The organism is Flagellimonas ochracea (assembly GCF_009903685.1).
In the GTDB taxonomy this organism is placed as follows: domain Bacteria; phylum Bacteroidota; class Bacteroidia; order Flavobacteriales; family Flavobacteriaceae; genus Flagellimonas; species Flagellimonas ochracea.
Map to the genome: position 1 here is coordinate 38631 of NZ_JAAABI010000002.1, position 14035 is coordinate 52665.

Genomic DNA, 14035 nt, shown 5'->3' on the forward strand with positions numbered 1-14035 from the left:
TTTTGAAGGAATAAAGATGTATCTTACAATTATATGGCATAGTTGGCATTAATTTGAAAAAAACAGCCTATATAGATAACAATATTCTAATCGATTTTGAAGATAATGAAATCGGCAGATTCGATTTAATAGAAAATGTCGATAATAGGATAGTGGATTTATACTACTCAGCTGCGCATCTACAAGAAGCACATGAGATGAAAGAAAGTGATCCATCAAGTTTTCATTCTAGGCTGGAAAGAAGATGTAAGTCGATTTCTCGACTTACAAAGAACAAATATTTTTATCATGAATTACCTTCAAATCAGGTTCACAAGATGATTTTAGAACCTAAAGAAGTCTATGAGACAATCACCGCGGTTTCTTTTGGACAATCCATGATGAAGGCTATGATGAATATGATTGACGAAGAACAAAAAAAGAGCTTTAGAGAACAATTAAATATCAATCCGTTGCGAATAAACAATTATTCTCCAAAAGAGGTTATTGAACACATAAACACTAAACTAGGACTATTTGGAGACATGTCAATTGTAAAAATGGTCGAACAAAGTATTGACTTTCATCCTCAAGGAAAGACCTTTGGATTGCACAATAGGATAGCCGGTCTTTTCGAATTTATAGATATGATTGGTTATTGGAAAGACAAGTATACTCAGAAGTCAAACTACGCCCGACTTTGGGATTCCAATCATTGTTATTTTGGGATATTTTGCGATTATTTTATATCAAACGACCGAAGAACAAGAAACAAAGCCAAAGTAGCTTATGAAATATACAATATAGCAACCAAGGTTACTTCTTCAACAGGTTCTGAATAAAACTAATGCCAACAATACCATAGTTCATTGTTAGTCCTTTGCCAACCGCCAAATTTGGCTAAATTTGAGATATAAGCAAGCCCAAAGCTTGTTTCCGTTGAACAGCATATAAAAATTGAAGTTTGAGTTTTAACAAACCTTTCCATAGAAATTATAGACCAGTTTTAAAAACTGGATCTCAAGCTGGATACAGCGATTGGGCTTATATAATTGACAGGGAATATTGCCAAAACCCGGAACACTATACCAGAGCATTTTTAATAATACAAGAGGACTTAAAAAGACTTTTCGAATTTGTAGAACCTGCTGATAAAAATTGTGCGACTTATTCATTTCGAATTCACGAATTATTGATGCGGACTTGTATTGAGATAGAAGCCAATTTCAAAGCGATTTTTAAAGAGAACATTTTTGTGCCAGTTTTCAATAACGGTTCGAGACAAGGACAACCCAGAACTGAAAAATATTGGAATATTAATGACTTTAAAAAAATCAACAAAACGCATCATTTAGATGATTATTCCATTGAATTCCCTTTTTGGAAAGGAACAAAAAATATTAAAAAGCCATTTTCTGAATGGAAAGACAATGATAATTTGACTTGGTATCAAGCATATAACAATGCCAAACACGATAGACTGAACAATTTTGAGCAAGCCAACCTAGACAACTTATTAAATGCATTTTCTGGACTTTGTGTTTTGCTTTCCGCTCAATTTAGAGACGTAGATTTTCAACCCGGACCTGACAATTTGCAGACTCAGGGGTATAATTATTTTGGCGGTGGATTTGGTATAGGGGACTATTTAATTGTTAATTATCCCGATGATTGGAATGATAATGAATTGTATTCTTTCGACTGGACTCAATTGAAAAAAGAACAAAACAGATTTGAAAAAATCGATTACAACATAATTTAAAATATTCATCAAATAATTTGACTTCAAGATTAGGACCATATGAAACCCTATTAAAAATCGATATTGTTGACTTTCAGGATTATGTCCAACTCAAGCACTTTGGAATAAGGAAACTATCTTATAAGGAGCAATGCGCCCTTTTCGATTTGGAAAGCTTCGATGTTGATGAACATAAGGAAGTAAAAAACTGGAAGCCAAAATCACCAGATAAAAAGAAAAATCGACTTAAGTATTTAGATGGGTATAGTAGACAAGATTGGGAAGAATTAATTGGAAGTGAATACTATATACTTTGTGATAAATTAGAAAATGTCGAATCGATTCTTGACGCATTCAGACTTTATAAACTTGGTTATGTTGTTGCAACCTTCAGCAAAAGTCAAAGATATGATGCTTGTCAATTTCATTATCCTCGTTTCATAAAAGTTTCGAAAGCTGGATTACTTAAAATCAACGTTTCTGAATTGAAAGAAATTGAAAATTTATTTCTGGAAATAAGAAGTATTTCTAATAAAAAAATAAAGCTCAATTTGGAAAGGTTCATTAATGCACCTAATACATATCATCATTCTTACATAAATTTAGTTGGGATACTGGAATCACTTCTTACTGGAAATGATAATGGAGAACTGAAATTCCGGTTTGCATTGTACATGAATCACACTCTTAAAAATGCAATAAAATCTGAAATAGAAATTGACTTTATAACAGCTAAAAAATTATATGACATACGCTCTAGTTTAGTTCATTCAGGAGTTTCAAAAAAATTCTCAAAAGAGCTATACCTTTTACTTAGAGATATTACTCGAGAAATTTTAGTTTGGAGTATTTATAATCCAAATTACAATGCAGAAGATGATTTTTTGAAAACAACATTTCCCTTGAAAAAGTAAAAAATAAGCTGTACAGCACAGTGTATAGTTAATTCCTGCTGGATCCTAGAACGGAATCCCTAGCAATGAATTATCTTTAATGTCAGGTGGGCATTTTCCTGCGGAAATATCTGCAACTAATCGTACCCAAGATTGTTGTGATGTATAGAACAGAATGAGTGAAAATTTCGAAAACTTTCCCAAATTAGAAGAAGCAAAAGCGTCAATCGAAAGATTAAAAAAAACCATTTGGCCTGAAATCTCGGACTTCAAAAATGCGGATGATTTTTTGAAAGAAGTGGAAGGTATAATTTTTAAAGAATTTGAAATCCTACCAAATATCTTCAAACTTTTTACACCTTCGGATTTTACTCTTCCAATATTTAGGGTTAGAGAAGTTGACTCTTTCACAAATATGAATCTGTTTTCGGAATACAGCTATCCTCCAATAAAATTCACCGGATTTAATCGTTGTAATTTTCCAAAGAGTCCAGTTTTTTACTGCTCAGACAATCCGATGACAGCTTTAATGGAAGTTGTCAGGAACACCGATTATAAAAAAAGGAAATTCTGTGTTTCAAAATGGGAATTAATAGATTCTGATAAACAGTTCGTTTTCCAAACTTTTTTACAAACTGAGCTTCACCAGGACAATCATTATGGCGTGTTGAGGGATGCAGAAATTAAACAATTGGACGAACCTTTTGAATATGAACTTGACAGTGAAAGAAAAGCTGGGCTTGTAGAGTATCTAAAATTCCTTCATTCTGCGTTTATCAACGATGAAAGCTATGCTTTATCTGCAAGTATTGCACATCGGACACTAAACGCTAAACATAGTTTGGCAACTGATATTTTAATGTATCCAAGTGTACAAACCCAATACAAAGGGGTAAATATGGCAATTAACCCAAATTTTGTGGACAATATGATGAGAGTACAAAGGTTCTACCTTGTTGAATTGGAGAACTACAATATAGAAACGGGAAAATTTAATGTTACAATCTCCAAATATGGAGATATAAACAAGAATATTTTATTTTGGAAAAACATACGTCCGGAAGATGAAGTTTATAAAAATTACTTGCTGACCGACTTTAAAAGCTTAATTGATGACAACTTTCAGTGGAAGTTTGATAAAGCATCACGTTGATTATTAAGAATTAGTATAGTCTAACTTTTGGTTAAGGAGTTGTTACAAGCTTTTCATTTCTTCAATAGTATCCAAAAGGTCTTCTTTTTTTAGGATGTGATTAAAGCTGTTTATGTTGCTAAGCTTATTCAACTTGGACAGACTTATATGACAGGTTAGAATTATTTTACGTTTAATGGAGCGAAATTGCTTTCTGTCTTTTTTAAACCTAAATCCTACCCTTAAAAAAACATTTTCATATTTCATCAGTAAAGCCAAAAAGTATGTAAAAGGAATATAGCCAATGGTCAATATGACTGGGAACACGAAGGCTTTTAAAGTTTTCCATGTAGAAAAGTCACGAAAGTCGACGCTCACTTGATAAATGGCATATATTAAAATGAAGATTCCAAATAGAGATAGCACTGTACCTGTCAGCTTCTTTATGGGCCTATACTCTTCTTTCACTTCCGCCAAAGAATCCAAAACAACAATGATAGCGAGAATAGGAAATAGTATGAATTCCATAACCAAGTTGAAGGAATATACATTGACCAAAAATTGGAACAACACAATGAACTTAAAACTGTCTATTACAGTCCTTCTGAAAAAGTCGTTTTCTTCCAACGCTTTGTTAAGGTTAAGAAGGGTAATGAAACCTGTACCCATATACCAAAAAACGGTGTCCTTTAATAAAATGAAATCCCAAAACTTGACATAAGACAAGGCCAATATGATTAGCTCTAGATATATGATGGAAGCAAGAACAGTCATTATTATCTTAAACCTGAAAAACGCCTCTAATACGCCCAAGAAGGGTTTTAAGATGTTTTTTTTGAAGGAAAGTGCTGTGATTATCAGCACTATCCAAACTATTGTTGCTATTTCCCTATGACTAAATATTTCTAGTATTGGAATCAGAGATAAATGGTTTTAAGAAATGAATACCTAAAATATGGAAAACCACACTTAAGTCATTGCTTATTAAAACAAAAGTAAAGGTTGGTTCTAAACAATGGTTTTCCCATCTGCCCATTGAACTAGGCTATCGGTGAATTTTAAAGCTATTGACCCGTAGTCTTCATCCCACGGATTGGTTTTGGTCAAAGGAAGTTCCTTCCAATTTTCAACACAGCTTTTCAAAATATCAAACAATCTAAAATCGATTTTTTTCAGTCCCTCGAGTGATTTTGGGTAGTTTACATGTCTCTTTGCATCCGCTTGAATGGAAATATATTTAGCAATATAAAAATCAATTGCCGCTACTTGATACACATTCCTGATTTTGAAGTTTGCATTGAGCCATTTGATTTCAGATTTGGTGCACTTATTCTCTTCATAATCCTCTATAAACTTCTTTTTATCAAAACCTAAATCCAAATAAATGGGCAACATTTTGATATGCTCAATACAGTTTCCAAAATGTTCGATCAAGTTGTCTGAGAAGAATGCATCTAAAATCGGATTTTCACTTACAAAATTTCCCAAACGGGAACCAAAGAAAATCTCATTTTGACGTAACAAAATATGCAGCAGTTCATGGGTAAAGGAATCAATGTCAATATCATTTTCAGGTATTTGCACTAAGGAATCTTGTCCCTTGGAATACACACCATAATTTGGGTAATTAGCAACACTTATTGAGATGATGTGAGTTTTGTTCAAATCATTCCATAAGTTTTCATTTCTATGGTCTATCAACCCAAGGTTTATTGGATTCATTACAGATAAATTAATTAAAAAAATGGCACTATAAAGTAGGACACTTAAACGAATCATTTTAAGCATCAATCTCAATTTGCAAAGTATTATGTATATTCTCTTATCCAACCCAATAACTGATTACCCTCTATAAGGCTCAAATCATTAAGTTCTTTTGCAAATACTCTAGCTTCTAATGTGTAGGTTGAAGGAGTAATCAAAATTGCCTTTGTCGCTCTTTCTCTTAATTTAGAGGCATAAAGAGCTTTTACGGAAGAAAGTCCGACCTTTTTATTGTAAGGGGTCCTTTTCACTTCAATCAATACCATCTCTTTTCCTAAAACCCCTTCTTTCCAAGCCAATATATCAAATCCCGAATCCTTCCCTGATTGTGCAACTTCAGTCTTGTATTGAAAACGTTTCAATAACTCTGCAACTATTTTCTCCAGCGTACTTGGGTTCAATTCGAATAACAATGCACTGTTTTGCTTGATATCATAAATGATTTTAGGAATGTTTTCTTTACTATAGGAGTATCCTGAGTATTGGTTTTTTTCCATATTCAACTCCTCATTCTCAAAGAATTCTGCTCCAGTAAATTCATTTTGTATTTGTTTTGAAGAACTGAAATTGCTCTTAATTAATTTTGAATGCGAGAAGTCTGTATTTTCGATTAATGCTTCATTAAAAGCGCAGGAATCAACTACTGAAAAGTTAAATTGAACATCAATCAATTTACTTTTTACGAAAATGCATTTTAAGAAAGATGAATTCCTCAAATCCGCAAACGCCAGATTTGAGCCTGTAAAATTTACTCTTTCAAGGTTCAATCCACTCAAATTAAGTCTGGATAAATTCAAATTTGACAAGTCTGCGTTATCAAGATTTAAAATCCAATTTGGACTAGTTGCTCTTAGCTCCTCCAACTCCTCAATTTTTTCATTCTTCAAAAGTTCAAGTGCAATTGTATTGAAGTCTTTGGGCTTTTCATTAAAAACAATAAAGTTTGTGGCCTTATTGCCAGCCCAAATACCAGCTGCTAATAGAATTGGAGCTATTATGAAAATCAGAGCCTCAATCATGTATCTCATTTCTTAATACACTGATAATAGCTCCTATACTGTACCCCGTTAAAAGAATGGAAATTCCAATAAGAAAATATTCATAAGCGGAAAAACAGTTGTTCAATCCAATGAATTTTTTAAGCACCTTTTGGGAGATAACGAGGTTTACAATCCATATGCACATTTGCATGACAAATAAAAATGTATATTTCGGAGAACTCTCAAAGTTCTCTGGAACGATTATCCCATAATCTATTTCAATCCCATAACCACTTGATTTTTTCTTTATAGTTTGAGTGGTTCTTCCCCTAAACTTAACGTTCTCTTGAATTGATAAGGAAAAGAACAATGCAGTGGCCCAAAAACAAATTGATGGCCCAATTCGAAAAAAAACAGAACTGTTTTCAAAAGCAACATACTTTACGGCAAACTCAATGACGAATAGAATAGAAGCAAGAAAGATGGCTTGGATTAAATTAGGCCTCATTGAAAACTAGTGTTTTTTTAAAAATAAGTAATCTTTGGACTTATTTAAAACATTTAACTGGTAAAGCTTGAATCACCTTATATTTAAGGCTTACGAAATTTAAAAATCTCCCTTGCTTCTCTATGGATGCGTTTATAGTTTTCTTCTATTTCCTGGGCATCATATAAAAAACTTGGTTCTGGCAATTCCCTTTTAACCTTGGGGGTCCGGAACCGGACCTTTCTGTCCCTCCCATCAGCAAAGGAAATGAACTCCCCTTGGTTTAACCGAAAGAATTCATCCGAGCGTATTTTGCTTACTTCCTTCTCCCCTTTGGTGACGCGGGTGTCCCAATCCCATCTGCTGCTCTGGCTTACGCTCCTTGTCGGGCGTTTGACAATCTCGAAAAAGCGTTCGTAGTACTTGGTGGTTTCGGGGTCGTTGGCCTTGCCAAAGAACTGATACGAAAGGTTGCCCAGGATGGCGCGGCTGGCCCGCTCCCCATACATCAGGTCGTTCTGTACCTTATCCTGCATGACATACACTGTTGAAATATCATAACCACGCAGGGTGGCCGGGATGCGGTGCATGTTGAGGAGCCGGATTGTGGAGGCCTCTTCCATCAATAGAAAGGAGGGCTTTTGGCCACGAATGCTCATCTGTTTGACAATGGTATGGATGACAGTGGCGATAACGGGGGAATAGGCGGTCTCATATTTAGGGTTGTTGACCACCGAGATGACGGCGGGGTTCTTGGGGTTGTTGATGTCCAAATCGATCTCATCGGCGGAAAGTGTCATAAAGATGCGCTGTGTACTGATCTTTTTAAGGGCATTGGCCAGGGTGCCCATCACTCCGGCTGTCTGGCGGTCGGAGGCCTTGCCCGAGATAAAGGCATCGGCCATACCCTTGGCGGTGATATCCGAGCTGAGGAACTTGATCAGGTTCTTGGTGTCCAGATATTGGTAGGCAGCAATCAGGTGGGGCAGCGTACAGTACTGAGGATGGGAAGTCTTCAGTTTCCAGATCAGCCCGCCCAAGAGCCCTTCCACAGCATCGTTGAAGAACTTGGAGGATCCTGTGGCAAAGGTTTCCCGCTGCTCCAACAGGTTTTCCAGAAGGACACGGGAGACCTCGTTCACGCTTTCCTCGTCCACCATGTACCGGGGGGCAATGGGGTTGACCCGTTTGTGGATGTCGTCAAAGGAGATGATATGGAAGGGGATGTCCCTTTCCTTGAAAAGTGGCCAGGCTATTTCGGAAATCTCAAAGTGCTTGTAGTCGTGGATGACCCCACAGAATTGGTGCCTTTGGAAATGCTTTAGAAACCCATACACCACGGATTCCGTTTTGCCACTCCCCGCCGAGCCGATGATGGACACTCCCCTACGGATGTTCTGGAGCTTCAAGATTCCCGATTTGATACGGAGCCTTGCGGTATAACACCTGTCCGTCCTGCCACTGCCTGGGGAATAAATCAGCACCACCAACATATTGACCCCTACCAGGGGCAATATAATCTTGCCCAGTGCTCCCAAGTAATGCACCTCATGCACATAAAGTAGATAGCCCAAGGCCAATATCAAAAGCATATTGAGTCCAAAGCCATATCGGAAATAACCCAGGGAAAGATAAAACAACAGCCCACCGGTCAGGTAAAGGGCCATCAACAATACTAGGGTCTCTTGTGCCATAATAGTTTAGATTTCGATGGAAGTTGACTTTTGAGCTACCTGCATGGCCCGCTTCAGTTTATGGAAAGTCTTGACGGCCAGCTGCACCTTGTTGGCAGGGATGTTCAGATTGGGAACGTTCAGCCCTGATTCGTTCAAAATTTTTAGGGCCAATCCCCTTTCCGATACGGGCAGCCCCGTCAGCTGGGCAAAATAGGTCGTGGGGTCCCTGACAAAGGTCTTCCGGTTCCGGTAGTGCTCGGCAAAGTTCCGGTCATAGCCAAACAATTTATCAAAGGTCTTTTCGGCGTTCTCGAAAAACTGGTCCCGTTTGAAGCCTCGTTTTACGGTCTCGCCATTTAGTTTGGCCTCGGATTCCTTGTAGGAGCTGCCCGGGGACAGGCTGAAACGGTTCGTGACATCCTTCCGGCTGACAATGATATGGACATGGGTCTGCAGGCCCGGCTTGGCCATCCCCTGTTTGATGGGCACCCCATCGATTTTGTGCAGGGTCTGCTCAATCAGTTTTTCGATTTGTTTTTGGCGTTTTTTGATACTCCCTTGCAGTTCGCCTCGGTGTATCTTTCGTATCTCATTGTTCAATCGGGCAATCTCGGCCCGATAGGGTTGGTTCTCCTTTACCTTTTTGTCAAAGCCCTTAAAAGTACGGCCATGCTCGATCTTTGCATAGTACTTGATGCTGTCCACCGAAACGGGGGTCTTTCGGTAAAAGCTGGCCGCATAGTCCTTCATCGCCTCGCGGACATACCGCCGCAACAGGGTGGGGTCATTGTTGATTGCTTTCAGTTCCCTTTGGCTCGGGTTCAAGGTCAGGGAATAGAACTTGGGCTCCCGTTTTTTGAGCTTGGCCGTATTACCGTCGATTTCGGCAATGACCTGTTCGGGGGAAATCCTGTCATTGTACTGGTCAAAGAAATGTTCCTGGAGGTCGAAAGATTTCCCCTTGTTCTCCTTTTCCAGATAGGTCACAAAATCGGCGGAACTTTGGGAAAAGGTTTGGTCCATGTGCTGACGGGTAACGGTGATATACATCTTATTTCGTGTTATTGTTATAGGTTTCCTTGAGTGCTTCGAACTCTTCCATACCCATGTCCAGTTGCAGCTTCTTTTTGCCTAAACCGGTGGAGACGGCACGGATACGGGAGATCAGGTTCCCCAGATCCTTGCGGGCGGTCATCAGTTCCATCCCCGGGTGGGTCTTACTTTGGGCAGGACTGTCTTCAGGCGTGGTGAAATGGTTGTCCACATCCTGTACCTCGGTGGTTTCCTCCAGGAGTAGTTCGGGCTGGCCTTCCTCCTCTCTGGGGGTTTGCTCGAAGAGGGACAGCATCATGGCGTTGGTGGGCTTGGTCTGGTGCTTTTCCACATCCTTGATGATGGCAATCACGGCATTGATGCGCTTTTTGATATTGCCCTCCATGTCCCAAAGATTTTGCCCATAATCCACCATCGGGGAGATCTGGTAGCGGTCAAAAAAGTCCATCATGTGCTCCACGGTATCGGTATAGGAGGCCCCATGTTTTTGACAAAAGCCCTTGAACCGTTCCACGGTCTTTCTATGGAAATTGATACTTAGAAAGGCTCCTTTTTTGTTCATTTTCTTTTGTTATGTTATAGGTTTCCCTGTTCTATGGGCCTTTCCAAAAACATTCACATAATCGGGGGTGGCAGGGCCATTCCCGATCCATTTTTGAGAGCTTTCAAGCCCCTGTTTTCAGGGGTTTGGAACTCGATAAATCATTGCAACACCGTGGAACGTGTTGCCGTCTTGCTCTTCCGAATTTTCCGCGGGCGGAAAAATTTTCGACCCATACAGGAATTTATGGGCGTTGTTCTGCAATGGGGAACAAACGCAAAACTTTAAGAGTCCTATCAATGGATTTTTATGGGATTTTCAGTAATCTGGTGAAACCGATGGAAATCCCGTAATGGGCATAAAAAAGCCCCTTGGATGACCAAGGGGCTTAAAAAATGGTTTTTTCTTCTTAGGGTTAAAGTAGTCCGCTATCCGAAAAGCTGAAATACCTCCCATGCGGTGCTATAATCAGATGATCCAATACCCGGATATCAAAAAGTTCGGCGGCATTTTGTATCTTTTCTGTGAGTTCCCTATCGGCTTGGCTAGGTTTCAAGGTGCCCGCCGGATGGTTGTGCGCCAATATGATTCCCACGGAAGCCGTCTTCAACACTACCGCAAAGAGCAGCCTCACATCCACGACCGTACCCACAATCCCGCCCGTGGAGGCCTGATAGGTACCCTTGACCTTGTTGGCATTGTTCAACAGCAGTACCTTAAAGGTTTCCTGCAACCCTATGGTGTTCTTGTCCCAATGCTCGTAGAGCAATTTGGTCACCTGTTCGGAATCCGTCATCGGTTGGGAATCGATGACCCCCAGTTTTTCACAGTAGCTGACCTTTATTTCGTTAACTTCGTCTTTCATTGTTGCGTTATTGAATGTTAATGATGAAAAAGAGGGCTCAATTTCAAAGGTTGGAGCCCTCTTTACTTTTTCTATGCATCGGTAGCATTGCCGTTCTTGCCCCCCAGCAAAAGAATCTCGTTCGCCTGAACCTCGGTCACATAGCGTTGGTTGCCATCATCCGTGGTATAGGTACGGGTCCTGAGTTTGCCCGTTACCCCAATCTCCTTGCCCTTGGCCGTATACTTTTCGACGATGTCGGCCACCTTGCCCCAAGCTAGGACAGTATGCCAGTTGGTGTCCGTTTGTTTCTCCCCGTTGGCATCCCGGTAATGCTCATTGATCGCCATACGGAACCTTGCGACCTTTCTTCCGCTTTCCAATGTGGTCACCTTGGGATCCTCTCCCAAATGACCAATCAACTGTACATGATTCTTGATTGTACCCATGATTAAATGATTTAAAGATTAATAATTACCCCTTTTGGATTTCAACTGAAATTGAATTTTAAGGGGTGTTTGTTTGATTTCTTGCGTGCACAGCACAATAAAAGCGGTGGGTTTTGTCAAGACTTTTGGGAAGAAATCAGGAGGGTCTGCAACGTAGTTTTTACCAGCGGGCTAAAAACAAGGCCGTGGAAACCTTATTTCTTTCCAAAACCCGGCCTGGTCTTGACAAGTTCCATAAGGGCATTAGCCATTCTTTCAAAACCACTTGCCAGGGAGCGTATGGGAGATTAAGCGACTGCGGCAAGTGGGCTTTGAGCTAGAATGGGTTATGTCCTGCCTGTTTTTCGCTGCCCCGAAAAACAACCAGGGCCTCTTTTATTACAGACCCCTTAAAATGACCAAGGCAGCGGTTTGGTTTTAGGAATTTTCGAGCAAGCACGAAAGAAGGGCTTGCCGCAAATTCCTGCCAAAAAATCAAGGCGCTGGCTTTCTGCTTTGGAAATCCCATGTTTAAAAACAGATGGGTGGATGCATACAAAAAAGAAAGCCTACCCGGTCCGGGTAGGCTTCACATTTGAAGTAGGAACCGTTACAGTTCAAATTGGATGATCTGTGCCTCAATTTCCTGCTTACGATTCTCCAGGGTCTCCTGAAGTTTCGAGGTCACCAGATGGATGAAATTGGTGTTCGTAGTCCTGAACTCCAATCCGTTGGAATCTTGCAAGATGAACTGGCTGGAGCCGTCATGGTTGTAATTGAACTTGGTAAGCTCGTTCAATTTCCCCACCAACAGCTCCCTGTTGTTGGCCAATCCCCGTAGTTTCTCAAACTTTTGGATACGGTCATCCAGATTCACCACTTCCTTGACGGGTTCCGTTTTTTGCTCTTTTGTCTCAGTCTTGACCGTTTCTCCGCTAACAGTTGTGGATTTGGCAGCTGCAGTCAATTTGTCTTTTACTTCCTTTTTTGAAGTCGTGGCGACGTTTCTGCCTTTGCTCAAAGGCTTTGTTTTTGTTTCCATTGTAATGAAATTTTAGATTAAACAATATTTGAGCACTGCACAAACGGAAGACAAAATTTTGTCTCAAATTTTCAAGTCAAAAATTGGGGGAGACCTTTAGGGGGTCCCGATTTTTTGGGCAGACAAATTTGAATGCAAATATTTTGCGAGTTTATCTTCGTGATGAATATTGGTATAAATACATGACCCAAATTTTTACGGCATATTGAGACAGAAAGGGGATAAAACGGATTCATTTCCGAATACTTGAAAACAGAAGAACTGGAGGACAAAAGGGAAGGCATGTCCAACCCTATAGTTCTACATCCACCCATAACAGGGGATGTTCACTGGCCTGTTGCTCCTGGTTCTTTAGGGATTTGAACACGGGCCATTGGGGGCGTTTCTCAGGCCATATCCCACGACGGTCCATGCCACAGGTCTGGACCTTTTCCCAGAGGGCGGGCGACAACAACAGATAGTCCCGTTGCTTGAGGTTCACCCCCTTGGCATAGGCCCCCAACCGATGGTAGCTGCTGTCCACATCCTTGTCCGGTAAGGCGACAAAGGACGGATGCCTCCCAATATCCCGAAGATCCGTTTCCTGGAGCAGGGGTGCCAACGAATTACAAAACGAGGGTGCATTAAAGGATCCCATCACGGCCACATATTCATATCCCCCATCCCGGAAGGCGCGATAGGTCTCCGCTACATGGACCGCCTGTTCCCATCGCCGGGCATCGGAGATTTCCCTTTCCTTTCCATCCGCTGTAAAATGGGCCGACAGGAGCCAAACCTTATTGCCCAAAGGGGTCTTCAGCCCGTATTCCTGAAAATCGAAGTCAAAGAGCAGCTGACCCTCCCCATACCGGGCATGGCAGTGGGTGAACAGGGAAAGCACCTCAAAACCCTCCTTGGCCATGATACCCGAATGTCTCCCCATGGGGTCGTTCCCCTCAAGCACATGGTGTTCCGCATAGGTGTGGTCAACCTCTTCCTCCACTGCTAAGAGCCTATCGAATTCCTGCAGGGAATGCCGATCCTCCACCTCATGGAGCAACAGCACATCAGCCTGCGCCTCCCGAATCGTTCTGGCCTTATGGGCCATGGACAACTCCTTGATTGGCAGGGAGGACAGGGGTATCCATCCCCGCCAACCCGTTATGGAACTGGCCACTTCCGTTTCGGCCACACTGGATTTCTTTCGTAGGTAGAGCTTTCCCGCCTTTCGGCGCATGACGAGATGGGGCTGGTAGACGGTCTTTTGGAAGCCCAAAAGTAAGGAGAGTTCCTCGAGCCGTTGCAGTTCCCGTTCCGATTTCGGGAAACGCTTTTGCAAAAGGGATTCAAACTCCTGGATCCATGCGGCCAGGTTATGGCCCATGTCCCTTTTCACCAAATCGGCGTCGCGATGGAAGAGGTTCTGGATGTTGTAGGTGGCTATTTTCATGATTTCTATGGTTTTATCGTTTTCATTCCAAAATGGTTGCCGCACC

The 14035-nt window shown here is 40.9% G+C and carries 16 protein-coding genes; 5 read left to right on the plus strand and 11 right to left on the minus strand.

Going from position 1 to position 14035, the window contains the following annotated elements; genetic code table 11:
- The first annotated feature begins 53 nt into the window (after positions 1 to 53).
- The 4 genes from GTQ34_RS05685 to GTQ34_RS05700 all read left to right on the plus strand — a co-directional run bounded on the left by GTQ34_RS05685 (position 54) and on the right by GTQ34_RS05700 (position 3766).
- Positions 54 to 821, plus strand: coding sequence for a hypothetical protein (locus GTQ34_RS05685; RefSeq protein ID WP_166522826.1), 768 nt, complete (start codon positions 54 to 56; stop codon positions 819 to 821).
- 122 nt (positions 822 to 943) lie between these two features.
- On the plus strand, positions 944 to 1741 hold the full coding sequence (locus GTQ34_RS05690; RefSeq protein ID WP_166522827.1) for a hypothetical protein: 798 nt from the start codon (positions 944 to 946) through the stop codon (positions 1739 to 1741).
- Between the two features lie 17 nt (positions 1742 to 1758).
- Positions 1759 to 2634 (plus strand): HEPN domain-containing protein, encoded by an 876-nt coding sequence (locus GTQ34_RS05695; protein ID WP_166522828.1) that lies wholly within the window; start codon positions 1759 to 1761, stop codon positions 2632 to 2634.
- Positions 2635 to 2788: 154 nt separating this feature from the next.
- The gene (locus tag GTQ34_RS05700; protein ID WP_166522829.1) at positions 2789 to 3766 is read left to right on the plus strand and encodes an RES family NAD+ phosphorylase; all 978 of its coding nucleotides are present in this window, start codon (positions 2789 to 2791) and stop codon (positions 3764 to 3766) included.
- A 42-nt stretch (positions 3767 to 3808) separates the two neighbouring features.
- Here GTQ34_RS05700 and GTQ34_RS05705 read toward each other — a convergent pair whose 3' ends face one another.
- The 9 genes from GTQ34_RS05705 to GTQ34_RS05745 all read right to left on the minus strand — a co-directional run bounded on the left by GTQ34_RS05705 (position 3809) and on the right by GTQ34_RS05745 (position 11539).
- Positions 3809 to 4609, minus strand: a complete 801-nt coding sequence (locus GTQ34_RS05705) for a hypothetical protein (protein WP_166522830.1) — start codon at positions 4607 to 4609, stop codon at positions 3809 to 3811.
- Between the two features lie 144 nt (positions 4610 to 4753).
- Positions 4754 to 5467, minus strand: coding sequence for a hypothetical protein (locus GTQ34_RS05710; RefSeq protein ID WP_166522831.1), 714 nt, complete (start codon positions 5465 to 5467; stop codon positions 4754 to 4756).
- Positions 5468 to 5553: 86 nt separating this feature from the next.
- A complete protein-coding gene (locus GTQ34_RS05715; protein WP_166522832.1) occupies positions 5554 to 6528 on the minus strand; it encodes a restriction endonuclease in 975 nt (324 codons plus the stop codon).
- Positions 6521 to 6997 carry a hypothetical protein gene (locus tag GTQ34_RS05720; RefSeq protein WP_166522833.1) on the minus strand — a complete coding sequence of 159 codons (477 nt, stop codon included), beginning with the start codon at positions 6995 to 6997 and terminating at the stop codon, positions 6521 to 6523. Before GTQ34_RS05720 ends, GTQ34_RS05715 begins: the two co-directional genes overlap by 8 nt.
- A gap of 83 nt (positions 6998 to 7080) precedes the next feature.
- Complete coding sequence (locus GTQ34_RS05725) at positions 7081 to 8670, minus strand: type IV secretory system conjugative DNA transfer family protein (RefSeq protein ID WP_166522834.1); 1590 nt, start codon at positions 8668 to 8670, stop codon at positions 7081 to 7083.
- 6 nt (positions 8671 to 8676) lie between these two features.
- On the minus strand, positions 8677 to 9702 hold the full coding sequence (gene mobB, locus GTQ34_RS05730; RefSeq protein ID WP_166522835.1) for a MobB family relaxase: 1026 nt from the start codon (positions 9700 to 9702) through the stop codon (positions 8677 to 8679).
- A 1-nt stretch (position 9703) separates the two neighbouring features.
- Positions 9704 to 10267, minus strand: a complete 564-nt coding sequence (locus GTQ34_RS05735; RefSeq protein ID WP_166522836.1) for a BfmA/BtgA family mobilization protein — start codon at positions 10265 to 10267, stop codon at positions 9704 to 9706.
- A 394-nt stretch (positions 10268 to 10661) separates the two neighbouring features.
- The gene (locus GTQ34_RS05740; protein WP_166522837.1) at positions 10662 to 11111 is read right to left on the minus strand and encodes a JAB domain-containing protein; all 450 of its coding nucleotides are present in this window, start codon (positions 11109 to 11111) and stop codon (positions 10662 to 10664) included.
- 71 nt (positions 11112 to 11182) lie between these two features.
- Positions 11183 to 11539, minus strand: coding sequence for a single-stranded DNA-binding protein (locus GTQ34_RS05745; RefSeq protein ID WP_166522838.1), 357 nt, complete (start codon positions 11537 to 11539; stop codon positions 11183 to 11185).
- 113 nt (positions 11540 to 11652) lie between these two features.
- On the opposite strand from GTQ34_RS05745, the gene GTQ34_RS05750 reads away from it, so the two are divergent.
- A complete protein-coding gene (locus tag GTQ34_RS05750; protein WP_166522839.1) occupies positions 11653 to 11859 on the plus strand; it encodes a hypothetical protein in 207 nt (68 codons plus the stop codon).
- 269 nt (positions 11860 to 12128) lie between these two features.
- Here the strand turns inward: GTQ34_RS05750 and GTQ34_RS05755 are convergent, their stop codons facing one another.
- Entirely contained in the window at positions 12129 to 12560 is a 432-nt protein-coding gene (locus tag GTQ34_RS05755; RefSeq protein ID WP_166522840.1) for a hypothetical protein, read from the minus strand.
- A 292-nt stretch (positions 12561 to 12852) separates the two neighbouring features.
- The gene (locus GTQ34_RS05760; RefSeq protein WP_166522841.1) at positions 12853 to 13989 is read right to left on the minus strand and encodes a hypothetical protein; all 1137 of its coding nucleotides are present in this window, start codon (positions 13987 to 13989) and stop codon (positions 12853 to 12855) included.
- Between the last annotated feature and the right edge of the window lie 46 nt (positions 13990 to 14035).

Excerpts from the sequence above, each read along its gene's own strand:
- GTQ34_RS05735 (WP_166522836.1), bottom strand. The coding sequence starts at position 10,267 with ATGAACAAAAAAGGAGCCTTTCTAAGTATCAATTTCCATAGAAAGACC.
- GTQ34_RS05715 (WP_166522832.1), bottom strand. The coding sequence starts at position 6,528 with ATGATTGAGGCTCTGATTTTCATAATAGCTCCAATTCTATTAGCAGCT.
- mobB (WP_166522835.1), bottom strand. The coding sequence starts at position 9,702 with ATGTATATCACCGTTACCCGTCAGCACATGGACCAAACCTTTTCCCAA.
- GTQ34_RS05725 (WP_166522834.1), bottom strand. The coding sequence starts at position 8,670 with ATGGCACAAGAGACCCTAGTATTGTTGATGGCCCTTTACCTGACCGGT.
- GTQ34_RS05755 (WP_166522840.1), bottom strand. The coding sequence starts at position 12,560 with ATGGAAACAAAAACAAAGCCTTTGAGCAAAGGCAGAAACGTCGCCACG.
- GTQ34_RS05700 (WP_166522829.1), top strand. The coding sequence starts at position 2,789 with ATGAGTGAAAATTTCGAAAACTTTCCCAAATTAGAAGAAGCAAAAGCG.
- GTQ34_RS05760 (WP_166522841.1), bottom strand. The coding sequence starts at position 13,989 with ATGAAAATAGCCACCTACAACATCCAGAACCTCTTCCATCGCGACGCC.
- GTQ34_RS05745 (WP_166522838.1), bottom strand. The coding sequence starts at position 11,539 with ATGGGTACAATCAAGAATCATGTACAGTTGATTGGTCATTTGGGAGAG.
- GTQ34_RS05710 (WP_166522831.1), bottom strand. The coding sequence starts at position 5,467 with ATGAATCCAATAAACCTTGGGTTGATAGACCATAGAAATGAAAACTTA.
- GTQ34_RS05740 (WP_166522837.1), bottom strand. The coding sequence starts at position 11,111 with ATGAAAGACGAAGTTAACGAAATAAAGGTCAGCTACTGTGAAAAACTG.
- GTQ34_RS05720 (WP_166522833.1), bottom strand. The coding sequence starts at position 6,997 with ATGAGGCCTAATTTAATCCAAGCCATCTTTCTTGCTTCTATTCTATTC.